This is a genomic window from Roseomonas sp. CECT 9278 (assembly GCF_918698155.1).
Lineage (GTDB): Bacteria > Pseudomonadota > Alphaproteobacteria > Acetobacterales > Acetobacteraceae > Neoroseomonas.
The window spans coordinates 187,743-210,403 of sequence record NZ_CAKKLX010000002.1 but is presented as its reverse complement, the minus strand read 5'-3'; the positions used below and the strand labels follow the sequence as shown (position 1 = coordinate 210,403).

The following is a 22,661-nucleotide window of genomic DNA, read 5'->3' as shown; positions in this document are numbered from 1 at the left end:
CTGAAGTATACTATATCAAATATAACAAATTTTGATTCTATTATTATTCTTTCTATGACTCAAATCGCCGCGCGTCATATAGTAAAGGTAGCCACTCTAACGAGTCATGGCCAAATTTTATTCTTCCACCCAGCCAAATTAGAGGCAAACACGTTTTTGGTATACTGTGTGAAAATACCGTAAACGCACCAAATCTATGCGCACCCAGAGAAAATCCTGACATTATGTCAGCCGGCCAGTTTTTATCGTGCTTTTCGACATATTTAGTAATGAGCTGATGCCCCAATTCTTGACAAATATTCAGTGCGTCAAAATATTGATCTCTCCAAATTAGCTTATTCCGAAAAGCCAGTGGCTCGACATGGTTTGAAATCCAGCGCTCGAAGTCCCGAGGAGATAGGTGCCAGTTCTGCTTGATATCGATTTCTCGAATCGAAGGCGAAATTAAATTTAATACCTTCTGATTCCCATCTAATATAAAGTCAATTTTTCCTACTAGATTTTTCTTTTCGATGAATTGTCTACAGCACAGGAGCCCAAAATCTGTAACGAGAGCATGACGAAAGTCGATTCTCTTGAGCGGACTGTGATCACCAAACATATCATTCGACGCAACTTGCTCGATGATTTTGCAGGCTTCATTTCCCGTCCAGAGTGCATCTTCGCAGAGAATGATCCTATCCACGTCGTGGCAATCAAACCTCAGATCCGGCTCCCCACAAACACGATCCTTTCCGTAAAGCTGCACTAGGATTGCGCCAATTCGATTTGAACTTGCGGCTGGATCCATCTCAGGGACGAATGCGAATTTCATTCGCTGCCCGAGATACGAATGAGCTGGAAGTATAAACGCCCTGTTGAGCTCGTCCGGGCCAATAATTTCGAGCTGACGCAACAAATTTTCGCCGATAAACCGGATTCCAAAATGATCAAACTGTTCAAGCCAATGATCGACATCAGTTCTTTTAGCCGCCCACTTCTCTAGCTGCTCGCTGATATTTTTTTTCCAAAGAAGGCCGCGAAGACTAAGTTCTTGACGCAGCAGTCGCTGCCTCAAGAGACTGATAGTCGCACGCCGAATATCAAATTGTGAATATACATCAAGAGTCCTTTGGTCACAGCAAACATCTTTAGCAATAATTAAGCATTGCGCTCCAAACTGTTCTGCCTCATCTAGAAATTTTTTTGCCTGAGCGCTCGCAAAATCGCCCGCTCTTTTTCGTGCGGGCGCAGCGATCAACTTGACTTCATTAGACCAACCCGAAGACGCGATTCCGTTAAGATACTCTTTCGTTCTATCAAACTCTAGTTCAGAAACAACAAGGATAAGGCGCTCCACCATAGCTGGACAGAATCGCCCCCATCAAGGTTGCCTCAGAAGGCCCGCGTCGATTAACACACCCAACGGTATCGCGATCCGACGAACATCCTCAATCGCCATGTGCTCGATAGCGGCTCTGGCAACCGATCGCAAGTCGTGAACAGGTTGCTCTGACAACGCCGCACGCGATGGCCTCGCTGGAACTTTTGCCGCCCCCATCTCGATGGGCCGCTCGGCCTGCGTCGTCTGGACCATCCGGGAAACCCTCTCCCGGAATGCACGCACCTGCTCCGCCTCCATCCGCGACACAAATTGCTGAATCTCCGCCTCAGGCAATCCACTCGCCCGCATATTCTCTCGAAACAATTCCTTAATCGTACCGACTCGAAAAATTCCCCACCTTTGATAATACAAAGGAAATTGCGATCTCAAGATGGAGGTCCATTCCGTGTAGTAATTTTCTCTTTCTAGCACTTCTTCCAATAGATTACTAATTTCCTTTGGTGCAATTTCAAGGAATTTTCTTGATATTTCTCGAAAATCTTCCTTTTCGAGTGGCTTAATTGCTAAATATCCATCAGGAGTGGGTGAATCAATAAATTTACTATGCATTCTTTTCTCGGATGGGGAGTATATCAGCTGTTGCCTTAATGATGGGCTGGAAAAAATACTCCAAAGATCGGGATTCTTTTCCACGCGCCCATCACTGTCATCGGTGGACGCCGGAGATTCGTGGATTAGGTATATTGGGTCGCCCCCCCGCTTTCCAATCGGTTGGACGAGATCTGCGACTTCCGTCGCTAGAAATTTCGTTAGCGCGCCCGGACCGACCAAGATCCCTGTTGCTTCACGCAAATTGAAATCTGGGCACACCGCCTCAATAAGCGACTTCAGCTGACTTCCCGTTTTCTCAAGGCCGGCATACCTGCGGAGGGCCTCACGAATGCGCGAAACATCGCTATCGTTGGCGTTGGCGTTCTCATTTAGAGACAATGCGACATCCTCGTTGTAAATGGCTGCCCAGCGTAATGCCGAGCAGCCAAATCCAATGATCGGGAATGTCGCAGGACAACGGCCCGATTCTACCGATGTCCGCAGCCTGAGTCCGTAGGGTACCAATCAGGCCACGAGTCTTCCGTCTACCCCAACCTATCCAGCCGAGTCGGTCAACGACCTGCCTTCGCTGGCTAGGCACTCCGTGAGTTTGATACGGGATTTCAAGTCGGACTTCAAGTCTGTCGCGTGGCTACCAGCGCCGAAAACGGACAAGTGGCTTCATGAACTTGCCCCCCCCCTCACGGCAGCATCTTCCCCGGATTCATCACCCCGCCCGGGTCGATTGCCGCCTTCACCGCGCGCATCAGGTCCAGTGCCACCGCGTCCTTGTGCGTCGCCATCGCGTGCCGCTTGGACTGCCCGATGCCATGCTCGGCCGAGAAGGAGCCGCCGAGGTCCACCGCGATCGCGTTCACCGCCGCCTCGGCATCGCGGGCACGCTCGCGCCAATCCTCCCGCGACATGCCCGCCGGTGCGTTCAGGCTGATGTGGATGTTGCCGTCGCCGGCATGGCCCAGCGCGATGAACTCGCCCTCGGGCCAGCCTTGCGCGAAGGCCGCCGCGACGCGCGCGCAGAATTCCGGCACGGCCGAGACCGGCACCGAGGTATCGGCGCCGATCGCCGGCCCGTGGCGGCGGTGGCACTCCGGCCAGTCCTCGCGGATGCGCCAGAAGGTCGCGCGCTGCGCCTCGTTGTCGGCGAGCGTGGCGTCGGTCACGTCGCCAGCCTCCATCGCGGCGGCCAGCGTGTCCTCCAGCATCTCGCGCAGCGGCACGGCGGGGTGCGACGCGGCGATCTCGACCATCACGACCCAGGGGCTGTCGATCGGCAGCGGCGAGCGCAACCCATTGCCCATGAGTTCCACGATCTCAAGGCAGCGGCGGATCATGATCTCGAAGGCGATCACCTCCGCCCCGCTTGCCATCATGCGCGAGAACAGCGCCAGCGCGGCATCGGGCGAGGGCACCGCGACGAAGGCCGTCTCCACCCGCTTGAGCGCCGGCACCAGGCGCAGCGCGGCGGCGGTGATGACGCCGAGCGTCCCCTCCCCGCCCAGGAACAGGTGGCGCAGCGCGTAGCCGGAATTGTCCTTGCGCACGCGCCGCAGGTCGTTGAGCACGCGCCCATCCGGCAGCACGACTTCGAGGCCCAGCACCAGGTCGCGCGCATTGCCCCAGCGCAGCGTGCGGATGCCCCCCGCATTGGTGGACAGCGCGCCGCCCACCATGGCCGACCCCTGCGCGCCCCAGGACAGCGGGAACAGCCGGTCGACCGCGGCGGCGGCCTGCTGCACGGTCTGGATGACGCAGCCGGCCTCGGCCACCAGCGAGAAATCCCGCGCATCGACATCGCGGATGCGGTTCAGCCGTTCGAGGCTCAGCACCACCGCGGGCGGCCCGTTCTCCGCCACCACCGCGCCGCCGCACAGCCCGGTGCGCCCGCCGGCCGGCACGATGGCCAGGCCCTCGGCGGCACAGGCGCGCACGGCGGCCTGAACTTCCTCGACGCTGCCGGGCCGCAGCACGGCGCGCGGGATGCCGCGATAGGTGCCGCGCCAATCGACCGCATAGGGCGCGATGTCGTCGGCGGCGGTCAGGCAGTTGCGGTCGCCGAGCGTTGCGGCGAGGTGCTGGATCGTTCCCATGGGCGCGATCCTGCGCCCGCCGGCGTGCCGGTCAAGACGCCGGCGTCGCCTTTTCGGGATACATCGCGGCGATGGCGGCTTCGGTCGCGGGGATGCGCCCGCGCTCCGTGATCAGGCCGGTCACCAGCCGCGCCGGCGTCACGTCGAAGGCCGGGTTGGCGGCGGGGCTGCCGGCGGCGGCGACGCGGATGGTCTCGATCCGCCCATCGGCGGTGCGGCCGGTGACGTCGGTGACCTCGGCGGGGCTGCGTTCCTCGATCGGGATCTCGGCCACACCATCCCCCACGCGCATGTCCAGCGTGGAATGCGGCAGCGCCACCCAGAACGGCACGGCGTTGTCGTGCGCCGCCAGCGCCTTGAGGTAGGTGCCGATCTTGTTCGCGACATCGCCGGTGCGCGTCACGCGGTCGGTGCCGACGATGACGATGTCCACCTGGCCGTGCTGCATCAAGTGCCCGCCGGCATTGTCCGCCACCACCGTATGCGCCACGCCATGCGCGCCGAGTTCCCAGGCGGTCAGGGCCGCCCCCTGGTTGCGCGGGCGCGTCTCATCCACCCAGACATGCACGGGCACGCCGCCATCATGCGCCGTATAGATCGGCGCCAGCGCGGTTCCCCAATCCACCGTGGCCAGCCATCCGGCATTGCAATGCGTCAGCACGTTCACCGGTGCGCCGCGTTTGCGCGCGGCGATCTCCTCCAGGAGCGGCATGCCGTGCCGGCCGATCGCCTCGCAGGTCGCGGTATCGTCGTCGGCGATGGCGGCGGCCTCGGCATAGGCGGCCGGCGCGCGCGCCGCGGGGGGGATGTTGCGCAGCGCGCCCAGCATCCGGTCGATCGCCCAGCGCAGGTTGATCGCGGTCGGGCGGGTCTGCGCCAGCATGGCGCACACGTTCTCCAGCGCCGCCGGATCGCGCCGCATCGCGAGTGCGACGCCATAGGCCGCCGTGGCGCCGATCAGCGGCGCCCCGCGCGCCTGCATCGACCGGATGGCATGCGCGACCTGCGTTTCATCCGTCAGCCGCAGCCATTCCACCGCCCAGGGCAGCCGCGTCTGGTCGAGGATGCGGACCGACCAGCCATCGGCCTCATCCACGCGCACGCTACGGTGCCAGATGCCCTCGACCCTCATGCGTGTCTCCGTGTCATGTCCGGCGCGCGGGCGCGCCACCAGCCTTCCGGGCGCGATCCGGCGCCCGTCACGCCACCAGCCGCACCGGCCCGGGATATTGCCCCAGCGCGCGGTCGGCGGTCAGCAGCGTCGCGCCCTCGGTCTCGGCCTGCGCCAGCAGGATGCGGTCGAAGGGGTCGCGATGCAGCGGCGGCAGGCGCATCAGCGCGATGGCGTGCTCGGCGGTGACGGGCAGTTCGCGATACCCCGCCGCCATCAACCCGCCGCGCAGCACCCGCGCATCCAGGGTGAAATCCGCGCGCCCGAGCGCCGCCTTCACCACCACCTCCCAGATCGAGGCCGCGCTGAACAGCAAATGCTGCGCCGGATCCTCGATAAGCGCGCGGGCGCCGGGCGTCAGCCGCGCGTCGTCCAGCGCCGCCCAGAGCAGCAGATGCGTATCCAGCAACAGCAGGCTCACGCGCCGTCGAACTGCTTCACGATGTCGTCCTGCCCCATGCTGTCGAAGTCGGCAGGCAGCGAGAAGGCGCCAGCAAGGAAGCCGACGCGCTTCACCGGCACGTCGGACGCCGACAGCGGCACCAGCTTCGCCACGGGCTTGCCGGCCCGCGCGATGACCACGCTCTCCCCGGCCCCGACACGGTCGACCAGGCGGGAGAAATGCGTCTTGGCCTCATGGATATTCAGCGTGGACATGCCGAAGATCTATCGGACTAAGTCCACTTGGTCCACTCAAATCCGCTGGTGCAACGCGCAGACCAGCGTGAACAGCCGCCGCGCCGTCTCGAAATCCACCGCGATGCGCCCGGCCAGCCGCGCCTGGAGCAGTTCCGCCCCTTCGTTGTGCAGCCCGCGCCGGCCCATGTCGATCGCCTGCACGCGGCTTTCCGGGCCGGATTCCGCCACCGCCTGCTCATGCGCCTCGACCACCATGTGGTAGTCCTTGATGAGGCGCCGGAACGGCCCCAGCGCCAGCGCCAGCACATGCAGCGGCCGGTTGTCGACATCGCGGATATCGAGCACCAACCGCCCCTCCCGCACCGACACCGCCAGGGCATAGGGCCCGGGCGCCAGGTTCGCCGGGTCGAAGCGATTGCCGGTCAGCAGGTCCGCGATCGCCTGGCGCCGGTCCGCCTCGGCATAGACCGACGGCGCCGGCGGCTCCTCGGGCAGTTCGATGCGGACCAGGCGCTGCTCAGGCATCGCCGGCCGGCCGTCGCACGGCAAGCTGCGCCGGCCCGGCCGGCTGCACGGCGGCCGGGATCGCCGGCCCCTGCTCGTCCCCGGTCAGGCCCAGGCGCAGCATCCACGCCACGACCATGCCCTTCACCGGCCGCAGCATCAGCGTGCAGACAATGGCGAACAGCGGCAGCCAGATCGCCATATGGACCCACATTTCGGGCCGCCACAGCTTCTCGACCAGGAACACCCCCGGCACCAGCACATGCCCGGCGATCAGGATGGTGAAATAGGGCGGCGCATCATCGGCCCGGATCCGCCCGAGCGGCACGTGGCAGGCCGAGCATTCATCGGCCAGCCGCAGATAGCCGTCGAACAGCTTGCCCTGGCCGCAGGCCGGGCAGCGGAACATGGCGCCGCGCGCCAGCGCCACGCCGACCGGCGGGTGCGTCACGGGGAACGCGGCGGGGTCGCGCCTCGGGTCCAGGGGCATCGGCGTTCCTTTCGCGGGCACTCCGCCCGCAGGCGCCTTGGGGCGCCCATTGTGCAACGCAACATTGTCGGCGCTCCGGCCGACGAATTCAAGCATTCCCCACAATGCCGGGCTTGAACAGGGCGCGCCGCCGGCGCGAGGATGCGCCATGGTCGAACGCATCCTGGTCATCAATCCGAACTCCAGCCTGTCCTGCACGGACGGCATCGCCGGCGCCATCGCGCCCTTCGCCGCACCGGGCCTGCCGCGCCTCGACGTCACGCGCCTGCCCGACAGCCCTGGCGCGATCGTCACCTGGCGCGACTGGTACGCCGTGGCCGAACCCCTGTGTCGCATGGTGGAAGCCGAACCGGCCGACGCCTACGTCATCGGCTGCGTCTCCGACCCGGGGCTGGAGGCGGTCCGCACGGTGACCGACAAGCCGGTCTTCGGCCCGCTGCGCTGCGCCGTCGCGGCCGCCATGATGCGCGGCGAACGCTTCGGCATCATCGCCTTCACCGACAAGTCGAAGCCGCGCCAGCGCCGCGCGCTGCAATCCATGGGCGTCGACACACGCCTCGCCGGCACCATCCCGCTCAACCTCGACATGGAGGTGCTGACGGACCCCGTCGCGCCGCGCGCCCGCCTGGCCGATGCGGCGCGCGAGCTGGTCGCGCTGGGGGCGGAGGCCGTCATCCTCGGCTGCGCCGGCATGGCCGGCCACCGCGACTTCGCCGAACAGGCCTGCGGCGTGCCGGTGATCGAACCCTGCCAGGCGGCGGTGACGCAGGCGCTGCTGGCGGTGGTCGCGGCACGCGGCGGCCGCATGCGCCTCGCCGCCGAATAGATCGGATGCCGGTCCGATGCGCCCCATCCGGTCCGGTAGCGGTGCTCGTGCAAGCAAGCGGCTGGAGGCCTCGCGGCGCGCCCAGGCAAACGGCACCGGCGCCGGCCGCGATGTCCCGCAGGCTTCATCCGGCGCCGCCCGCGCCCGGCGCATGATGGCCGGCATGCGTCCCGCCGTCCTGCTCGCCGCCCTGCTGCTGCCCGCCGCCGCCGCCGCCGCGCCGCCGGACCCGATGGACGACCCCGCCGCCATCGAGGCCGTGCGCCTGCAGGCGACCGGCCGCTACGACCTGTCGGTGCCGCTGCTGGAATCCGTGCTGGCGCGGCTGCCCGGCGACCCCGACGTGCTCACCTACCTGGCGCTGGCGCTGCGCAGCGACGGTCGCTTCGCGGAGGCCGCGGCGCGCTACGACCAGGCACTGGCGCGCGACCCGGCGCACCTGCCCGCCCTCGCCTACCAGGGCGTGATGTTCCTCGAGACCGGCCAGCGCGAGCGTGCCGCGGCGAACCTGCGCCGGCTGGAGGCGCTGTGCCCCGCCGCCTGCCCGCCGCGCGACGACCTGGCGCGCGAGATCGCGGCACGGCGCTGAGGCGCCGCGCGCGGCTCACCCCCCCTGGGCGGTGGTGATCTGGCGGAACACTTCCTCCGCCTCCTTGAAGGTTTCCTCGGCGCGCGCCTTCATCGCCGGATCGGCGAAGCGGTCCGGGTGGAAGCGCAGGCGGAAGGCGCGCCGCGCCGCATCGACCAGCCAGGTCGGCGCGGTCTCCGACAGATGGACGCGACGCAGCAGGGCGTTGCTGCGCGCCGGCAGCGCCTCGGTCGCCAGCGCGCGCTCGGCGGCCGAGGCGCGCTGCTCGGCCTCGCGCAGCCGCGCCTCGGTGGCTTCGAGGCGCGCGCGCAGGTGTTCCAGCCGGCCATCGCGCTCGGCCGCGACCTCGGTCGGGTTCTGCGTCGCGCCATTCTCGGCGCGGTTGAGCAATTGGCCGACACGCCGCGCCGCGGATTGCGCGACCTCGACATCGCGGCGCCCGAGCTCGCCCAGGATGAAGGCGAGCAGTTCCACATCCCGAGGATGTGCCTCGGCGAACTCCAGCAGGCGCGAGGAAGGCCAGTTGGTCAGGGCCTTCTTGTTCGCGAGCGGCGAGGTGTCCGACATCGGGTTCTGGAAAGGCCCCTCCATTATTTTTGAGACCTAGCAGTCTTGCGAGTGGCGTTCTACGCATCAGGGGTTGGGTTCGCACAATCCTTGGTTGCTTTCGCGGGCGGAATGCCCCGGGCGCCTCGCGCAGGGATGGCAGCGCGGCGGGCCATGCCGCGCCGGAGTGGTCGATGGCCGCCGGCGCGCTCAGCCGCGCGTTTCGATTTCCGCGAAAACCGCCTCGGCGCGCTTGAAGACCTCCTCGGCGCGGCCGCGCCGGCCGGCATTGGCGTGGCTGTCGGGATGGTAGCGCCGGCGGAAGGCGCGGCGCACCTCGCTGACCAGCCAGGCCGGCGCATCGGGGGTCAGGTAGACGCGCCGATGCGGCCCCGGGTCGTCCTGCTCCCCGGCGGCGGCCAGGCGCGCCTGCGCGGTCGCCAGCGCGGCGCGCAGGCGCACGATCTCCCCGGCCGCGGAGGCCAGCAGGTCGCGCAGGTCGGCCACCGCCATGCCGCGCGGCGCCGCGCCGGCTTCCTCCTGCAGGCGCTGCAGCCGCGCGAGCAGGGCGCGCGCGCGCGTGCCGGGCCGGTGCGCGACCTCGGCCGCCAAGCCATCGAGCACGGCGCGGTTGGCGACATGCAGGATCGCCTGCTCCGCCAGTTGTTCGAGCGGCCATTCGCGGAACGGCCTGTCCTCCGGCATGGCGCCAAGACCCTCCTGGTCCCTGCCTGCGATGTGCCATGGCGCGGGTGAATGCCGCGTGTACGCCCCGCGCTTCCGGCGCGCGCCGGGATGGGCAAGACTGCGCCCGTTCGGGACAGGAAACGCGACATGACGATGATGGACGGCTTCGGGCGGCGCACGCTGCTGGCCGGGGCGGGCGTGCTGGCGGCGCCGGCGGTGCGGGCGCAGGCACCGTGGCCCAGCCGCCCGGTGCGCCTGGTGGTGCCCTTCCCGCCCGGCGGGTCGAACGACGTGGTGGCGCGCCCGCTGGCCGAACGGCTGCAACAGAAGCTGGGCCAGCCGGTGGTGATCGAGAACCGCGCCGGCGCGGGCGGCGCGATCGGGGCGAGCAACGTCGCGCAGTCGCCGGTGGATGGCTACACGCTGATGGTGTCGTCATCCTCCTTCGCCACCACCTCGGTCTCGCAGCGCGTGCCCTGGGGCGTGCTGGAGAACTTCACGCCGGTCGCGCTGCTCGCGCGATCGCCCTTCATCGTCATCGTCAACAACGACCTGCCGGTGCGCAGCATCCAGGACCTGGTGCGGCTGGCGAAGGAACGGCCCGGGCGGATCGACTACGGCACCTCCGGCCCCGGCGGCATCAACCACTTCGTCACCGAGTATTTCGCCCAGCGCGCCGGCGTGCAGATGAACCACGTGCCCTATCGCGGCACCGGGCCGGCGGTGACGGACCTGGTGGCGGGGCATATCCAGCTGATGATCACCACGCTGCCCAGCGCCGCCGGCGTGGTGCGCGACGGGCGCGTGCGGCTGCTGGCCTACAGCGCCGAGGGCATCCCGGCGGGTGCGCCGGCCGCACCGCAGGTGAAGGACAGTGGCCTCGACTACGACATCGCGATCTGGTGGGGGCTGTTCGCGCCGCACGGCCTGCCGGCGCCGATCCTCGAACGGCTGAACGCCGAGGCCAATGTCGCGCTGCGCGACCCCGACATGGCGCGGCTCTACCAGGGCGAGGGTGCGACGCCGTCCCCGGGCACGCCGGCGCAATTCGCCGACATGCTGCGCGCCGACATCGCCCGCTGGCGCGAGGTGGCGCAACTCGCGAACATCAGGATCGAGTGATGACCGGCATCCATCGCAAGGCCTTCGACCCCGCCGCGCGCGGCGCCATGGATGGCGTGCGCGTGGTGGACCTGTCGCGCCTGGTGGCCGGGAATGTGCTCACCAAGGTATTCTCCGACCACGGCGCCGAGGTGGTGAAGGTCGAACCGCCCGAGGGCGACACGCTGCGCGCCTGGCGCGTGGGCGGCGTCGAGACATCCTGGAAGACCATCTGCCGCAACAAGAAGTCGGTCGCCCTGGACCTCAAGCGGCCGGAAGGGGTCGCCGCGGTGAAGGCGCTGGTGCGCGAAGCCGCGATGTTCGTGGAATCCTTCCGCCCCGGCGTGCTGGAGGCGATGGGGCTGGCGCCGGCTGACCTGCTGGCGATCAACCCCGCGCTGGTGATCGTGCGGATCTCCGGCTGGGGGCAGGACGGGCCGTATCGCCACAAGCCGGGCTTCGGCACGCTGGTCGAGGGCTATTCCGGCTTCGCCGCGGTGAATGGCTTCGACGACCGCGAGCCGGTGCTGCCGCCGATGTTCATGGGCGATGCCTATGCGGGGCTGTATGGCGCGTCGGTGGCGATGATCGCGCTGCGCCACGCGGAAGCGGGCGGCGGCGGGCAGGTGCTGGACGTGTCGCTGTTCGAACCGCTGTTCAGCGTGCTGGAACCGCAGGTGGCGAATTGGCGCATCACCGGCAGGCGCAAGCCGCGCACCGGGTCGCGTTCGACCAATACCTCGCCGCGCAACGCATACCGCACGAGCGATGGCGGATGGGTGTGCCTGTCGGCCTCGACGCAGGGCATGACGGAAAAGCTGTTCCGGTCGATCGATCGCCCCGACCTGATCGCCGACCCGCGCTTCGCGAACAACCCCGCGCGGCTGCAGCACTGGCAGGAGCTGGACGCGATCATCGGCGGCTGGATCGGGCAGCGCACGCTGGCCGACAACGTCGCGCATTTCGACCGTGCGGGCGTGACCATCGGCCCCATCATGGACACCGCCATGCTGGAGACCGACCCCTACACCATCGAACGCGAGGCGCTGATCGAGGTACCGGACGACGACATGCCCGGCGGCTGGCTGCCGATGCACGGCATGGTGCCGCGCCTGTCCGCCACGCCCGGCGTGCTCGCACGCCCCGCACCGCGCATCGGCGAGCACAACGACGAGGTGCTGGGCGCGGCCCTGGGCACGGCGGAACTCGCGCGGCTGCGCGGGCTGGGCGTGGTGCGCGACACAGCGCCGCGCAGCGCGGCTTGATATTGGAACGACCGTTCCATATCCTGCGGCGCCCACCGGAGACCGCCCGCCCTGGCCCGACCCCGCACCTTCGACGAGGACGCCGCCCTCGACGCCGCCATGCTGCGCTTTTGGGAGCACGGCTATGCGGCGACCTCGGTGCGCGACCTCGGCCAGGCGATGGGGCTGGGCGCGGCCAGCCTGTACAACAGCTTCGGCGACAAGCATGCGTTGTTCGCGCGCTGCCTGGATCGCTACCTCGATGGCAACATGCGCGAACGCATCGCGCGGCTGGAGGCGACGCACGCCCCGCGCGCGGCGATCGAGACCTTCCTGCAGGAGATCGTGGCGCGGTCGCTGGCCGACCGGCGCGGCTGCCTGCTGGTGAACACCGCGCTGGAAGTCGCCCCGCATGATCCGGCGATCGGCGCCATCGTGGCCGAGCGCCTGGCCGAGCTGGAAGGCTTCCTGCGCCGCTGCGTGGTGGCCGGGCAGCGGGCGGGCAGCATCGCGCGCGGGCGTGCGGCGCGCGACCTGGCGCGGCTGCTGTTGACCACGGTGATGGGGCTGCGGGTGCTGGCGCGCGCGCGGCCCGAGCCGGCCCTGCTGCGCGGTGCGATGCGCGAGGCGCTGGCGCTGCTGGACCCATCGACGACATCGCGGGACGCGGCACGCCCCGCGCGGCGCCACTGACAGGAGAGGCATGATGGCACGGCAACTTTTTGAACTCTACGGCACGGATCCTGCGCGCGTCTTCAGCCCCTTCTGCTGGCGCAGCCGCATGGCGCTGGCGCACAAGGGCCTGGACTTCGACAGCGTGCCCTGGCGCTTCACGGAAGCCGCGCGCCTCGCTTTCGCCAACTACGACAAGGTGCCGGTGCTGGTGGATGGGGATGCCGTCGTGGTCGATTCCTTCGCCATCGCGAAGCACCTCGACGCCGCCTATCCGGATGCGCCGTCGCTGATGCACGGCAATGCCGAACCCTACGCCTTCATCGGCGCCTGGACCGACACCGTGCTGCATGCGGGCGTCGCCGGCCTGGTCGTCTCCGACATCCCGCCGCTGCTGGATGCCGCCGACAGCGCCTATTTCGTGCAGAGCCGCGAAGCGCGCTTCCGCAAGCCGCTGGCCGAGGTGACGGCCGGGCGCGAGGACCGCCTGCCCGCCTTCCGCGCTTCCCTGCTGCCGCTGCGCCACGCGCTGCGCGGGCGGGATTTCCTGGGCGGCGCGGCGCCGGATTATGCGGACTACACGGTGTTCGGCGGCTTCATGTGGGCGCGCAGCGTCAGCCCGCTGCCGCTGCTGGAAGCCGACGACATCATCCATGCGTGGCGCGAGCGGATGCTCGACCTGCATGGCGGCATGGCGCGTCGTGCGCCGTGCTTTGGCGCTTGAGGAGAACGGACATGAACGCAATTCCCGCCGGCGCGCCCTTCCCCGCCATCAGCGTGCCGCGCCTGGGCGGCGGCGAAGTGGCGCCCGCCGCGATGGAGGGCTGGCGCCTGGTCGTGGTGTATCGCGGCAAGCACTGCCCGCTGTGCAAGCCGTATCTGACCGGCCTCGATGGGCTGATCGACACCTTCGCGGAAGCCGGCGTGCAGGTCATGGCGATCTCGGCCGATCCGCAGGAGAAGGCCGCGGCCGATGCGGCCGAATACAAGTGGCGCTTCCCGCTGGGCTATGGGCTGACCATCGCGCAGATGCGCGAGCTGGGCCTGTACGTGTCGGACCCGCGCTCCCCGCAGGAAACCGACCGGCCGTTTGCCGAACCGGGGCTGTTCCTGATCAACCCGGCCGGCACCGTGCAGATCGTGGATGTGTCCAACGCGCCCTTCGCGCGGCCGGACCTGGCGGCCATCGCGCGCGGCGCCAAGCGCATCCAGGAAATGAACTACCCGATCCGCGGCACGAATCGCTGAGGCGTCAGAAGGCGATCTGCACCTTCATCGCGCGCGTGCGGTCAGCGGCGAGTGCGAAGGCCTCCGCCGCGCGTTCGATGGGGAAGCGTTCGGTCAGCAGTGGCGCGACATCGATGCGCCGCGCCGCCAGGGCCTCCACCGCCATGGCGAATTCGGCGTGGAAGCGGAAGGTGCCGCGCCAGGTGATCTCCTTCGCGGCCAGCACCGACATCGGCACCGGCACGTCGCCGCCGATGCCGATCTGCACGATGGTCCCGCCGGGGCGCACCACCGGCAGGATGCCGAGCAGCGCGCGCGGGCTGCCGGAGGCTTCTAGCGCGACGTCGAAGAAGCCCTTGTCGGCGGCGTAGCGGTCGAGACCGTCGGTGTGGAAGCGGTCCGCGCCCATCTTCAATGCGACATCACGCGGCGCGTCGGACAGGTCGGTCGCGACGATCTCCCGCGCGCCGCCCATGCGCGCGGCGGCGATGGCCAGCACACCGATCGGCCCGCAGCCGGTGACCAGCACGCGACGGCCCAGCAGCGGGCCGGCCTGCCGCGCGGCATGCAGGCAGACCGCGAGCGGTTCGGCGAAGGCGGCGGTGGTGGTGTCGAGGCCCTCGGGCAGCGGGATGGCCTGCGTGGCCTCGCAGACCAGCGCCTCGCGGAAGCCGCCATCGACATGCGGGTCGCGCATCGCGCTGCCGTAGAAGCGCATGTCGAGGCAGTGCTGCGCGGCACCCTCCAGGCAGTAGCGGCAGCGCCCGCAGGGCAAGGACGGGTTCACCGCCACCGCCTGGCCGGGCTTCAGCGTCGTGACGCCCGCGCCCACCGCGTCGATCACGCCGGCGACCTCGTGGCCCAGCACCATCGGGTGCTTCACGCGGATGGCGCCGAAGCCGCCATGCTGGAAGTAGTGCAAATCCGACCCGCAGATGCCGCCCGCGGCGATGCGCACGCGCACTTGCCCCGGGCCGGGTTCGCCGGCCTCGCGCTGTTCAACGCGCAAATCCTGCGCGGCGTGGATGACGACGGCGCGCATCACGGCACCGGCGTGGGCAGCGGGCGCCCGTCGAAATGCGCTTCCAGGTTCGCCAGCATCAGCGCGCCCATGGCCTTGCGCGTTTCCACCGTGCCGGACGCCTGGTGCGGCGAGAGCACGACATTGGGGAAGGTCGCGAAGACCGGGTCGATGGCGGGTTCGTTGTGGAAGACGTCCAGGCCCGCGCGGGCGATGCGGCCCTGTTGCAGGGCTTCGACCAGCGCGGCTTCGTCAACGACGCTGCCGCGCGAGACATTCACGAAGATCACGCCGGGGTTCAGTGCCTCGATCGCCGCGCGGTCCACCAGGCCGGCCGTCGCGGCGCCACCAGCGGCGGAGACGACGAAGATGTCCACATGCGGCGCCATCGCCGCGGGTGACGGATGGAAGCTGTAGGGCACATCCTTCTGCGTGCGGCCGGAATAGGCGATGGCCATGCCGAAGCCCTCCGCGCGCCGCGCGATGGCGCGCCCGATGCGGCCCAGGCCCACGATGCCGATCCGCTTGCCCCACACCCGCGTGGCAAGGCGCATCGGCCCCTGCTTCGCCCAGGTGCCGGCGCGCACATAGGCGTCGCAGTCGGGGATTTCGCGCGCGGTCGCCAGCAGCAGGGCGAAGGCCATGTCGGCCACGTCCTCGGTCAGCACGTCCGGCGTGTTGGTGACCGCGATGCCGCGGGCGCGCGCCGCGGGCAGGTCGATGGCATCCACGCCGACGCCGTAGCAGGCGATGATCTTCGCCGCCGGGCAGGCATCCATCATGGCAGGGTCGGCGCCGAGCTCGCCCTTGGTCGCGATGGCGCGTATCGACGGGCCGTGCTGCGCCAGGAAGGCGGCGCGGTCGGGGGCCTCGTACAGCAGGTGCAGGGTGAAGCGGCGCGCCAGCGCCTCCAGGTCCCAGTCGGGCAGCACGCCCACCACCAGCAGTCCCGGCTTGTCCATGCGTGGTCCCTCCCCCTAGCCTTGGCGCGACCTAACACGAGGAAACGCCGATGTCGCGCGCGCTGTTCGACCTGACGGGGAAGCTTGCCCTGGTGACCGGATCGAGCCAGGGGATCGGCCTGGCCTTGGCGCGCGGCCTGGCCGATTCCGGCGCGCGCGTGGTGCTGAACGGGCGCGACGGTGCGAAGCTGGAGGCCGCGCGCGCGCATGTGCCCGGCGCGGTGACGGCGGCCTTCGACGTGACCGACCATGCGGCGGTCGAGGCCGGCGTCGCCGCCATCGAGGCCGCGCACGGGCCGCTGGACATCCTGGTGGCCAATGCCGGCATCAACCTGCGCGCGCCGTCGGTCGAGATGCCGCCCGAGACCTGGCGGCGCGTCATGGACGTGAATGTCGACGGCGTCTGGTATTGCTGCCAGGCGGCGGGCAAGCGGATGGTCGCGCGCGGGCGCGGCAAGATCATCACCATCTGTTCCGTGCAGAGCGAACTCGGCCGCCCCACCATCGCGCCCTATGCCGCCAGCAAGGGCGCGCTGCGGATGCTCACGCGCACGCTGTGCGCCGAATGGGCGAAGCACGGGGTGAACGTGAACGGGCTGGCGCCGGGCTACTACGATACGGAACTGACCAGCGCGCTGGTGCAGGATGCCGCCTTCACCAGTTGGCTGTGCCAGCGCGTGCCGGCAGGGCGCTGGGGCCGCGTGGAGGAGTTGATCGGCGCCGCGGTTTTCCTCGCGGCGCCGGCATCGAACTTCGTGCACGGTCAGTTGCTGTTCGTGGATGGCGGGATGACCGCCGTGGTCTAGCCCGCCCGCGCGATCAGCCGCCGCGCGCGGTCCACGATCGGCTTGTCGATCATGTCGCCCTCGAAGGCCACGGCGCCCTTGCCTTCGGCCAGCGCCGCCTCGAAGGCCGCGACCAGGCGCTGCGCGCGCGCGACCTCCTCGGGCCGCGCGCCGTATTCCTCGTTGATGATCGCCACCTGCGAGGGATGCACGCAGGACGCGCAGGCGAAGCCGATGGCGCGCGACCGGCGCAGCATGGCGCGATAGCCATCGAGGTCCTTCAGCCCCGCCACCGTGCCGATGAATCCCAGCGGCAGCACGCCCGCCGCGCGTGCCGCGACAACGCCCATGCGCTTGGGCAGGTCCAGCGCATCGGGTGTTGGTTCGGCGCCGAGGTCGGTCGCGAGATCCTCGCCGCCAACGCCGAGCGCGACCACGCGCGGATCGGCCGACGCAATGGCCTGCGCATGCGCGAGCGCGGCCGCATCCTCGATCAGCACGATGAAGCGCACGGAGCCGATCGCGCGGCCTGCCTCGGCTTCGGATTCCGCGGTCAGTTCCGACAGCAATCGCACATGATCCGCGCCCATCATCTTGGTGCAGACCAGCCCATCCGCGCCCGCCGCCACCGCCGCGGCGATGTCGCGCGCCGCCATGCGCAGCGGGCGGTTGATGCGCACCACCACATCCGCGCCGTTGCGCCGCACGCTCGCGGCCGATGCCGCCAGCCCGGCCCGAGCCGCGTCCTTCGCATCCGGCGCGACGCCGTCCTCCACGTCCAGGATGATCGCATCCGCGCCGCGCTCATGCGCCTTCGCGACGAATTTCTCCGCGCTGGCGGGCACATACAGCAGCGACCGCCAGGCCGGCAGAACGCGCGTCATGGCAGCATCTCCTACCCCGGCACGATGCCCTTGGGCAGCGACGCCGCGTAGCGCGCCACCTCACCCGGCCTTGCCACCCACAGGCGCTCGCGGTGCGACATGACGTGCCGCAGCGCATCGCGCAGCGCGCGCAGGCGGAAGGGCTGGCCGACGATGAAGGGGTGCAGCACGATGGAACATACCAGTGGGCGCTTGCGGGATTGTTCCAGCATCTCGTCGAACTGGTCGATGATCATCTGCGCGAACTCACGCCCGGTATGCTGGCGGAACACCTGCGCGGGGCTGTCGTTCAGCTCGATGGAATAGGGCACGGACAGGATCGGCCCGGCGCGCGTGGTCATCCAGAAGGGCTGGTCGTCGGCGGGCCAGTCCATGACGTAGGTGAAGCCTTCCTCGCGCAGCAGATCCAGCGTCACCGCCGATTGCGCGATATAGGGGCCGAGCCAACCGGCCGGCGCGCTGCCCGCATGGCGGATGATGGCGTCGCGGCTTTCTGCGATCAGGCGCCGCTCATCCTCCTCCCACATCCCGTCCTGGCGTTCGGCATTGGTGCGGCCATGGCCGATGAATTCATCGCCGCGCGCGCGCAGCGCCGGCGCGATCTCCGGGCAGGCATCGAGCACCGCGCCGTTGACGTTGTGCGCGCAGGGAATGTCCAGCTCGTCCAGCATATCGAGCATGTTCCACAGCCCGACGCGATTGCCGTAGTCGCGCCAGGCGTAGTTGCGCTGGCCCTGCGGGGCCGCCGCGCCGGTGCTGTCGGAACCAAGCCCTGCGCGATAGGCAAACGCCTCGATGTTGTTGCACACCACCACCGCGAGCCGCGCGCCGTTCGGCCAGTCATAGGTGGGGCGCGAGGGAATGGCGCTATGGGCGTAGCGCCCGTGGCCCGGCAGTTTCATCGTGCAACCCTCCGCTTCACGCGGAGGCTGTGGCAGGCGCGCGCGCGCGTCAACGCGGGCTCAGCCCTGCGTCGTGATGCCGGCGGCGCGCACCACCGGCGCCCAGCGGTCGAATTCCTGGCGCACGAAGGCCTCGGTCTCGGCGGGCGGCATGTACAGCGGCTCGCTGCCGATCGCGACCAGGCGGCCGGCGACCTGCGGCGCGGCGAGCGCCTCACGCACCGCCGCGGTGAAGCGCGCGACGATCGGCGCCGGCGTGCCGCGCGGGGCGAACAACCCGGTCCAGGACCGCACCGCGTAATCGGCCACACCCTGTTCCGCCACGGTCGGCAGGTCCGGACGGATCGACACGCGCTCCGCCGTGCAGACCGCGAGGATGCGGACACGCCCGTCGGAGGCCGGCGGCGCCACGGTCGGCAGGTTCATGAAGGCCATCGGCACGGTGCCGGCGATCAGGTCGTTGATGGCGGGCCCGCCACCGCGATAGGGCACATGCGTGAGGTCCACGCCGGTCCGCAGCCTGAACAGCTCCCCCGCCAGATGGTTGGAGGTGCCCACGCCGGAGGAGGCAAAGGACACGCCGCCGCGCGTCGCGCGCACCTTGGCGATCAGCTCCTGAACATTGGTCACGCCGAAACCCGGATGAACGGCCAGGACGTTCGGCACGTCCACCAGCATCGCGATGGCCGGCAGTGCCTCGCGCGGGTCGTAGCCGAGGTCGCCCGACACCAGCGGATGAAACACATGGTTCGATGCCGAGGAGATCAGGAAGACCGACCCGTCCGCCCGCCCGCGCGCCACCATGCCCATGCCGAGCGACCCGCCGCCACCCGGCCGGTTCTCCACCACGAAGGGCTGGCCCAGGCGCGCTTCCAGCACCGGCGCGATCAGCCGCGCCACCACGTCGTTCGACCCGCCCGCGGCGAAGGGCACCAGCAGCGTTACGGGGCGGCTGGGCCAGGCATCCTGCGCGCGCGCGGCGAAAGGCGCGGCAAGGAATGCGGCGGCGGCGATGACATGCCTGCGGTTCATTGGACGGCTCCCGATTTCCGTCCCCCGCGCCTACTCCCTTTGGGTGGGCGCAGGCAAGGCGTCAGCGGATCAGGCGGAGATTCGCCAATTGCCCGCCGATCTCCCGGAAGGCCGCGCGCAGCGATGCCGCGTCCGGGCTGTTGAAGTAGTATTCCGGCCGCGTGGCGCAGGTGCGGTACAGGTTCTGCGTCGTGCTCGACCCGACATTGAAGGTGACGGTGTAGACGATGATGCCGGTCGCCTTGATGCTGGTGCACAGGCGCGACATGCGGGCGTTGATCTCGGTCAGCGCGCGGGCATTGGTGATGCCGGCGACGCCCAGGCGGTTCTCGCGCAGCCGGCCATAGGCGGTCATGTCGGCATCGCCGTCGCTGGCATAGCCGCTGCGGCAGGGCGGGTTGCTGCCGCTGGTGCGGCACGAACCGGGCGCGCCCTCGCCCCAGTCATGCCATTCGTTGTTGCCGTCGGTCATCAGCACCAGGACCTTGTCCATGTACGGCGTGTCATAGGCCAGCGGCAGCGTCGCGCTGCCCCACAGCCCGCGCCAGCGCGGCGACAGCGTCGCCCAGCCCATCTGCAATCCCAGATTGGCCATGGTGCCGCCGCGATGCGTGGCGCGCAGGCTGGCGATCTCGGTCAGCAGCGTGGCGCGCGACTGGATCAGCGGCGTGATGGCGCGCCCGCAGCCCAGGTTCGGACCCCGCGCCTCATTGCCGATGGCATTCTGCGCGCTGTCCGATGCCGGGCTCTCGGGGTTGGGTTCGGTGATCGACCAGGTGGACCATTCATTGTCGCCCCGGTTCGGGCTGTAGCGCCCCACCGTGGACGGCCACACATACGGCTGGAACGGCACGATGGTCGGCGGCGTGTCGGTCTCGTCCTCACGGTTCTGGTGGCGTGCCTGCACGCAGCCGCGCCAGACCGTGCTGCCATAGGCTGTCGGATCGAGGCTGCCCGCCGCCAGCCAATTGGTCCGCCCGCGCCCGATATTCACCATCGAGGTATAGGGCACCACGGACATGTAGAAATTCGGCACCGTCTCGTTCGGCCCGAACAGGATGGTGATCAGCTCGGTGGCGGAATCGCGCAGCGCCGTCATGGACGCCCCCGCCATCGACCCCGTCACGTCGAGCACGAGCGCGAGCTCCATGCCGCGATCCTGCCGGCGCGCCGCGTGGTCGGCGGTCGCCACCAGCGTGTCCTGCCCGAACAGGCGCAGCACCGTGGTGGGCAGCGCGGCCCGCACGCGCAGCCGCACCACGCGGTTCGATTCCTCGACGCTGATGTTGAAGCTGGTGATCTCCGCCCCCAGGAAGCCGGTCTGGCCGAGTTGCCTCTCGCGCGTGAAGTTGGCCCAGAACCAGCGCTGGATCTGCGCGTCGCGATCGAGGTCGTTGATCACGCGCGCGCCCGCCAGCGCCGCCGCATCGACCGAGGTGACCAGGCGCGAATGCAGCAGGTACAACCGCGTCAGGTCGATCGCCGCGCCGGCGATCGCCAGCAGCGGGATCGCCGCAAGCCCCGCCAGCATGGCCACCGCGCCGCGCCGGTCGGCCAGCAACTTCCGCAAGCGTGTCATGGCGTGGATATCCTCAGGATCGAGACCATGCGCGGCCGCTGCAGCGCGAAGGCCTGCAGGCGCGAGAACGGGTCCGCCGTCAGGAAGCGCCCCGACAGCACCCAGGGTTCGCGCGCGTAGAAGATCTCGGCGACCAGCGCCCCCTGCCCGACCGCCAGGCTGAGATCCGCCGAGCGCGCCGGGATGGTGGCGGCGCCGCCCTCGGTGCCGAAGGCGCTGGCATAGCCGCCCGAACCCTGCCGCCGCTGCCACATCACCATCGCCCCGGTGCCGGTATTGCCGAGCCCCGTCAGGATCACCGCGCCATCGGACTGGGTGACGCGATACGGCGCCGCGACACGCCCGGCCAGGTCGAAGATGGTCGCGAAATCCGCCTCGCGCAGCGCCTGGTACTGCGCGACGACGTTCACCACCTCGCCCGCCGTGCGTTCCAGCCGCAGCGCGATTCGCAGGAAGTCCACCACGTCCAGCACGGCAAGGCCGAGCACCGCCAGGATCGGCGCCAGCAGCGTGAATTCCACCGCCACCGACCCGCGGCGGCGACGGCGGCGCTCAGGACGGCGGGAAGGGTTCATTGCGCACGATCATCCGCGACCGGTGCTCGAGGCTCTCGCGCCCGAGGACCATCGCCGGGAAGGGGCTGAGGAAAGGTTGCTGGTACGCGAGGTCATAGAGCACCGTCTCGCTCGCCCCGCCGGCACCGGCGCGCGCCGCCCCCGGCGAGGCCAGGTCCTGCGGCCCGGCAAACGCCGTGACGGTCACGCTGAGCCGATCCTGGTGCAGCACATAGGGCCCGAAATGCAGCACCACGCGGCGCACCGCTTCCTCGCGCGAGGTGGGGGCCGGCGGCGGCAGCCAGTCCGGCATGGCCTGGCCGGTCGAGCCGAAGCGTGATGCCTCGCGCGCGCCGATGTCGAGCGTGGCGGCGGTCAGCGCCTGCCACGCCCCTTCCAGCACGGTCATCATCAGGGCGAACAGCATCGGCCCGACCAGGGCGAATTCGAGCAGGACGGTGCCGCGCCGTCCCGCGATGCCGTGCCGTCGCCCGGTCATGGACCCGCCAGCGCCAGGCGCCAGGCGGCGGCCGCCTCGCGGCTGTTGTCGCCCAGTTCGGGCGCCATCATCTCCGCCGCGCGCGGCGCATCGCCCGACGCGGCATAGGCCAGGGCCAGGTTGTGCCGCTGGCGCGGCGTGGCCTGCGGCGCGCGCGCGACACCTTCCAGCGTGCGCACCGCCTCCGCCCCCTGGCCCGACAGCGTCAGCGACAGCGCCAGGTTGGTCCGTGCGCCGGCATGCGCGGCATCGAGCTCCAGCGCGGCGCGATAGGCGGCCTGAGCCTCGGCATGGCGGCCCTGGTGGTCGAGCGCCACGCCCAGCCCGCTCTGCGCGCCGGGGTCGCGCGGCAGGGCGGCGATGGCCTCGCGGAAGGCGGCCTCGGCGCCGGCCGCATCGCCCCCGCGCAGCCGCGCCCGGCCGAGCCCAAGCCGCGCGGCGCGCGACGCGCCATCGGCCTGCACGGCACGCGCATAGGCCTGCACCGCTTCGTCCCAGCGCGCGCCGGCGGCGAGCATCTCGGCATGGCGCAGCTGCGCCGCCCCGTCGCGCGGACTGGCGGCAGCGGCATGCGCGCTCGCCGCCAGCGCGGCGGAGGGATTGCCGGTCGCCATCGCCGCCGAGGCGATGCGCGCCTGCTGGTCGGCGTCACCCCCCCCGGTCGCGCCACAGGCGCCAAGGGCGGCGGACAGGAAGGCGGGGATCAGGGTCTTGCGCATGATGC

27 protein-coding genes are annotated in these 22,661 nt (G+C 69.2%); 8 read left to right on the top strand and 19 right to left on the bottom strand.

Annotated elements, in window-relative coordinates; genetic code table 11:
- Positions 1–52: 52 nt before the first annotated feature.
- The 8 genes from LQ222_RS02420 to LQ222_RS02385 form a co-directional block, all read right to left on the bottom strand.
- On the bottom strand, positions 53–1,342 hold the full coding sequence (locus LQ222_RS02420) for a hypothetical protein (RefSeq protein ID WP_230164234.1): 1,290 nt from the start codon (positions 1,340–1,342) through the stop codon (positions 53–55).
- A gap of 21 nt (positions 1,343–1,363) precedes the next feature.
- The gene (locus LQ222_RS02415; protein ID WP_230164233.1) at positions 1,364–2,440 is read right to left on the bottom strand and encodes a hypothetical protein; all 1,077 of its coding nucleotides are present in this window, start codon (positions 2,438–2,440) and stop codon (positions 1,364–1,366) included.
- A 176-nt stretch (positions 2,441–2,616) separates the two neighbouring features.
- Positions 2,617–4,023: an FAD-binding oxidoreductase gene (locus LQ222_RS02410; RefSeq protein ID WP_230164232.1), complete on the bottom strand. Its 1,407-nt coding sequence runs from the start codon at positions 4,021–4,023 to the stop codon at positions 2,617–2,619.
- A gap of 31 nt (positions 4,024–4,054) precedes the next feature.
- On the bottom strand, positions 4,055–5,155 hold the full coding sequence (gene mtnA, locus LQ222_RS02405; RefSeq protein WP_230164231.1) for an S-methyl-5-thioribose-1-phosphate isomerase: 1,101 nt from the start codon (positions 5,153–5,155) through the stop codon (positions 4,055–4,057).
- 67 nt (positions 5,156–5,222) lie between these two features.
- Complete coding sequence (locus tag LQ222_RS02400) at positions 5,223–5,615, bottom strand: type II toxin-antitoxin system VapC family toxin (RefSeq protein WP_230164230.1); 393 nt, start codon at positions 5,613–5,615, stop codon at positions 5,223–5,225.
- On the bottom strand, positions 5,612–5,851 hold the full coding sequence (locus tag LQ222_RS02395) for a type II toxin-antitoxin system Phd/YefM family antitoxin (RefSeq protein WP_230164229.1): 240 nt from the start codon (positions 5,849–5,851) through the stop codon (positions 5,612–5,614). Before LQ222_RS02395 ends, LQ222_RS02400 begins: the two co-directional genes overlap by 4 nt.
- Before the next feature lie 36 nt (positions 5,852–5,887).
- Positions 5,888–6,358 carry a UPF0262 family protein gene (locus LQ222_RS02390; RefSeq protein ID WP_230164227.1) on the bottom strand — a complete coding sequence of 157 codons (471 nt, stop codon included), beginning with the start codon at positions 6,356–6,358 and terminating at the stop codon, positions 5,888–5,890.
- Positions 6,351–6,827, bottom strand: coding sequence for a DUF983 domain-containing protein (locus LQ222_RS02385; protein ID WP_230164225.1), 477 nt, complete (start codon positions 6,825–6,827; stop codon positions 6,351–6,353). Before LQ222_RS02385 ends, LQ222_RS02390 begins: the two co-directional genes overlap by 8 nt.
- 148 nt (positions 6,828–6,975) lie before the next feature.
- Between LQ222_RS02385 and LQ222_RS02380 the strand changes: the two genes are divergently transcribed.
- Complete coding sequence (locus tag LQ222_RS02380) at positions 6,976–7,653, top strand: aspartate/glutamate racemase family protein (protein ID WP_230164224.1); 678 nt, start codon at positions 6,976–6,978, stop codon at positions 7,651–7,653.
- Between the two features lie 163 nt (positions 7,654–7,816).
- Complete coding sequence (locus tag LQ222_RS02375; RefSeq protein ID WP_230164223.1) at positions 7,817–8,242, top strand: tetratricopeptide repeat protein; 426 nt, start codon at positions 7,817–7,819, stop codon at positions 8,240–8,242.
- A 15-nt stretch (positions 8,243–8,257) separates the two neighbouring features.
- On the opposite strand, the gene LQ222_RS02370 is transcribed toward LQ222_RS02375, so the two are convergent.
- Positions 8,258–8,833 (bottom strand): hypothetical protein, encoded by a 576-nt coding sequence (locus LQ222_RS02370; RefSeq protein ID WP_230164222.1) that lies wholly within the window; start codon positions 8,831–8,833, stop codon positions 8,258–8,260.
- Positions 8,834–8,998: 165 nt separating this feature from the next.
- Entirely contained in the window at positions 8,999–9,493 is a 495-nt protein-coding gene (locus tag LQ222_RS02365; protein ID WP_230164221.1) for a hypothetical protein, read from the bottom strand.
- Between the two features lie 129 nt (positions 9,494–9,622).
- Here LQ222_RS02365 and LQ222_RS02360 point away from each other — a divergent pair, with 129 nt between their 5' ends.
- The 5 genes from LQ222_RS02360 (at position 9,623) to LQ222_RS02340 (ending at position 13,740) form a co-directional block, all read left to right on the top strand.
- Entirely contained in the window at positions 9,623–10,597 is a 975-nt protein-coding gene (locus tag LQ222_RS02360; RefSeq protein ID WP_230164219.1) for a tripartite tricarboxylate transporter substrate binding protein, read from the top strand.
- Complete coding sequence (locus tag LQ222_RS02355) at positions 10,597–11,841, top strand: CaiB/BaiF CoA-transferase family protein (protein WP_230164218.1); 1,245 nt, start codon at positions 10,597–10,599, stop codon at positions 11,839–11,841. The genes LQ222_RS02360 and LQ222_RS02355 overlap by 1 nt, the downstream gene beginning before the upstream one ends.
- Before the next feature lie 99 nt (positions 11,842–11,940).
- Positions 11,941–12,513 carry a TetR/AcrR family transcriptional regulator gene (locus tag LQ222_RS02350; protein WP_230164217.1) on the top strand — a complete coding sequence of 191 codons (573 nt, stop codon included), beginning with the start codon at positions 11,941–11,943 and terminating at the stop codon, positions 12,511–12,513.
- Positions 12,514–12,526: 13 nt separating this feature from the next.
- Complete coding sequence (locus LQ222_RS02345) at positions 12,527–13,216, top strand: glutathione S-transferase family protein (RefSeq protein ID WP_230164216.1); 690 nt, start codon at positions 12,527–12,529, stop codon at positions 13,214–13,216.
- An 11-nt stretch (positions 13,217–13,227) separates the two neighbouring features.
- Positions 13,228–13,740: a peroxiredoxin gene (locus LQ222_RS02340; RefSeq protein WP_230164215.1), complete on the top strand. Its 513-nt coding sequence runs from the start codon at positions 13,228–13,230 to the stop codon at positions 13,738–13,740.
- Positions 13,741–13,744: 4 nt separating this feature from the next.
- Here the strand turns inward: LQ222_RS02340 and LQ222_RS02335 are convergent, their stop codons facing one another.
- Positions 13,745–14,761, bottom strand: coding sequence for an L-idonate 5-dehydrogenase (locus LQ222_RS02335; protein WP_230164214.1), 1,017 nt, complete (start codon positions 14,759–14,761; stop codon positions 13,745–13,747).
- Positions 14,761–15,702 carry a 2-hydroxyacid dehydrogenase gene (locus LQ222_RS02330; RefSeq protein WP_230164213.1) on the bottom strand — a complete coding sequence of 314 codons (942 nt, stop codon included), beginning with the start codon at positions 15,700–15,702 and terminating at the stop codon, positions 14,761–14,763. Before LQ222_RS02330 ends, LQ222_RS02335 begins: the two co-directional genes overlap by 1 nt.
- Before the next feature lie 50 nt (positions 15,703–15,752).
- Between LQ222_RS02330 and LQ222_RS02325 the strand changes: the two genes are divergently transcribed.
- A complete protein-coding gene (locus LQ222_RS02325) occupies positions 15,753–16,508 on the top strand; it encodes an SDR family oxidoreductase (RefSeq protein ID WP_230164212.1) in 756 nt (251 codons plus the stop codon).
- Here LQ222_RS02325 and LQ222_RS02320 read toward each other — a convergent pair.
- From LQ222_RS02320 to LQ222_RS02290, 7 genes are all read right to left on the bottom strand, one after another.
- Positions 16,505–17,371: a CoA ester lyase gene (locus LQ222_RS02320; protein WP_230164210.1), complete on the bottom strand. Its 867-nt coding sequence runs from the start codon at positions 17,369–17,371 to the stop codon at positions 16,505–16,507. The two genes, LQ222_RS02325 and LQ222_RS02320, sit on opposite strands and share 4 nt — an antisense overlap.
- 11 nt (positions 17,372–17,382) lie before the next feature.
- Positions 17,383–18,273, bottom strand: coding sequence for a polysaccharide deacetylase family protein (locus LQ222_RS02315; protein ID WP_230164208.1), 891 nt, complete (start codon positions 18,271–18,273; stop codon positions 17,383–17,385).
- Positions 18,274–18,333: 60 nt separating this feature from the next.
- Positions 18,334–19,305 (bottom strand): tripartite tricarboxylate transporter substrate binding protein, encoded by a 972-nt coding sequence (locus LQ222_RS02310; RefSeq protein ID WP_230164207.1) that lies wholly within the window; start codon positions 19,303–19,305, stop codon positions 18,334–18,336.
- 61 nt (positions 19,306–19,366) lie between these two features.
- Positions 19,367–20,884: a TadE/TadG family type IV pilus assembly protein gene (locus LQ222_RS02305; protein ID WP_230164205.1), complete on the bottom strand. Its 1,518-nt coding sequence runs from the start codon at positions 20,882–20,884 to the stop codon at positions 19,367–19,369.
- Positions 20,881–21,459: a TadE/TadG family type IV pilus assembly protein gene (locus tag LQ222_RS02300; RefSeq protein ID WP_230164204.1), complete on the bottom strand. Its 579-nt coding sequence runs from the start codon at positions 21,457–21,459 to the stop codon at positions 20,881–20,883. The genes LQ222_RS02305 and LQ222_RS02300 overlap by 4 nt, the downstream gene beginning before the upstream one ends.
- Positions 21,437–21,937 carry a TadE/TadG family type IV pilus assembly protein gene (locus LQ222_RS02295; RefSeq protein WP_230164203.1) on the bottom strand — a complete coding sequence of 167 codons (501 nt, stop codon included), beginning with the start codon at positions 21,935–21,937 and terminating at the stop codon, positions 21,437–21,439. The genes LQ222_RS02300 and LQ222_RS02295 overlap by 23 nt, the downstream gene beginning before the upstream one ends.
- The gene (locus tag LQ222_RS02290; protein ID WP_230164202.1) at positions 21,934–22,656 is read right to left on the bottom strand and encodes a tetratricopeptide repeat protein; all 723 of its coding nucleotides are present in this window, start codon (positions 22,654–22,656) and stop codon (positions 21,934–21,936) included. Before LQ222_RS02290 ends, LQ222_RS02295 begins: the two co-directional genes overlap by 4 nt.
- Between the last annotated feature and the right edge of the window lie 5 nt (positions 22,657–22,661).

What these genes read in the sequence shown, in the direction of transcription:
- LQ222_RS02310 (WP_230164207.1), bottom strand. Translation starts at nt 19,305, where the DNA reads ATGAACCGCAGGCATGTCATCGCCGCCGCCGCATTCCTTGCCGCGCCT.
- LQ222_RS02320 (WP_230164210.1), bottom strand. Translation starts at nt 17,371, where the DNA reads ATGACGCGCGTTCTGCCGGCCTGGCGGTCGCTGCTGTATGTGCCCGCC.
- LQ222_RS02390 (WP_230164227.1), bottom strand. Translation starts at nt 6,358, where the DNA reads ATGCCTGAGCAGCGCCTGGTCCGCATCGAACTGCCCGAGGAGCCGCCG.
- LQ222_RS02325 (WP_230164212.1), top strand. Translation starts at nt 15,753, where the DNA reads ATGTCGCGCGCGCTGTTCGACCTGACGGGGAAGCTTGCCCTGGTGACC.
- LQ222_RS02335 (WP_230164214.1), bottom strand. Translation starts at nt 14,761, where the DNA reads ATGCGCGCCGTCGTCATCCACGCCGCGCAGGATTTGCGCGTTGAACAG.
- LQ222_RS02315 (WP_230164208.1), bottom strand. Translation starts at nt 18,273, where the DNA reads ATGAAACTGCCGGGCCACGGGCGCTACGCCCATAGCGCCATTCCCTCG.
- LQ222_RS02330 (WP_230164213.1), bottom strand. Translation starts at nt 15,702, where the DNA reads ATGGACAAGCCGGGACTGCTGGTGGTGGGCGTGCTGCCCGACTGGGAC.
- LQ222_RS02375 (WP_230164223.1), top strand. Translation starts at nt 7,817, where the DNA reads ATGCGTCCCGCCGTCCTGCTCGCCGCCCTGCTGCTGCCCGCCGCCGCC.
- LQ222_RS02290 (WP_230164202.1), bottom strand. Translation starts at nt 22,656, where the DNA reads ATGCGCAAGACCCTGATCCCCGCCTTCCTGTCCGCCGCCCTTGGCGCC.
- LQ222_RS02410 (WP_230164232.1), bottom strand. Translation starts at nt 4,023, where the DNA reads ATGGGAACGATCCAGCACCTCGCCGCAACGCTCGGCGACCGCAACTGC.
- LQ222_RS02365 (WP_230164221.1), bottom strand. Translation starts at nt 9,493, where the DNA reads ATGCCGGAGGACAGGCCGTTCCGCGAATGGCCGCTCGAACAACTGGCG.
- LQ222_RS02360 (WP_230164219.1), top strand. Translation starts at nt 9,623, where the DNA reads ATGACGATGATGGACGGCTTCGGGCGGCGCACGCTGCTGGCCGGGGCG.
- LQ222_RS02295 (WP_230164203.1), bottom strand. Translation starts at nt 21,937, where the DNA reads ATGACCGGGCGACGGCACGGCATCGCGGGACGGCGCGGCACCGTCCTG.
- LQ222_RS02305 (WP_230164205.1), bottom strand. Translation starts at nt 20,884, where the DNA reads ATGACACGCTTGCGGAAGTTGCTGGCCGACCGGCGCGGCGCGGTGGCC.
- LQ222_RS02420 (WP_230164234.1), bottom strand. Translation starts at nt 1,342, where the DNA reads ATGGTGGAGCGCCTTATCCTTGTTGTTTCTGAACTAGAGTTTGATAGA.
- mtnA (WP_230164231.1), bottom strand. Translation starts at nt 5,155, where the DNA reads ATGAGGGTCGAGGGCATCTGGCACCGTAGCGTGCGCGTGGATGAGGCC.
- LQ222_RS02345 (WP_230164216.1), top strand. Translation starts at nt 12,527, where the DNA reads ATGGCACGGCAACTTTTTGAACTCTACGGCACGGATCCTGCGCGCGTC.
- LQ222_RS02300 (WP_230164204.1), bottom strand. Translation starts at nt 21,459, where the DNA reads ATGAACCCTTCCCGCCGTCCTGAGCGCCGCCGTCGCCGCCGCGGGTCG.
- LQ222_RS02395 (WP_230164229.1), bottom strand. Translation starts at nt 5,851, where the DNA reads ATGTCCACGCTGAATATCCATGAGGCCAAGACGCATTTCTCCCGCCTG.
- LQ222_RS02355 (WP_230164218.1), top strand. Translation starts at nt 10,597, where the DNA reads ATGACCGGCATCCATCGCAAGGCCTTCGACCCCGCCGCGCGCGGCGCC.
- LQ222_RS02380 (WP_230164224.1), top strand. Translation starts at nt 6,976, where the DNA reads ATGGTCGAACGCATCCTGGTCATCAATCCGAACTCCAGCCTGTCCTGC.
- LQ222_RS02370 (WP_230164222.1), bottom strand. Translation starts at nt 8,833, where the DNA reads ATGGAGGGGCCTTTCCAGAACCCGATGTCGGACACCTCGCCGCTCGCG.
- LQ222_RS02385 (WP_230164225.1), bottom strand. Translation starts at nt 6,827, where the DNA reads ATGCCCCTGGACCCGAGGCGCGACCCCGCCGCGTTCCCCGTGACGCAC.
- LQ222_RS02350 (WP_230164217.1), top strand. Translation starts at nt 11,941, where the DNA reads ATGCTGCGCTTTTGGGAGCACGGCTATGCGGCGACCTCGGTGCGCGAC.
- LQ222_RS02340 (WP_230164215.1), top strand. Translation starts at nt 13,228, where the DNA reads ATGAACGCAATTCCCGCCGGCGCGCCCTTCCCCGCCATCAGCGTGCCG.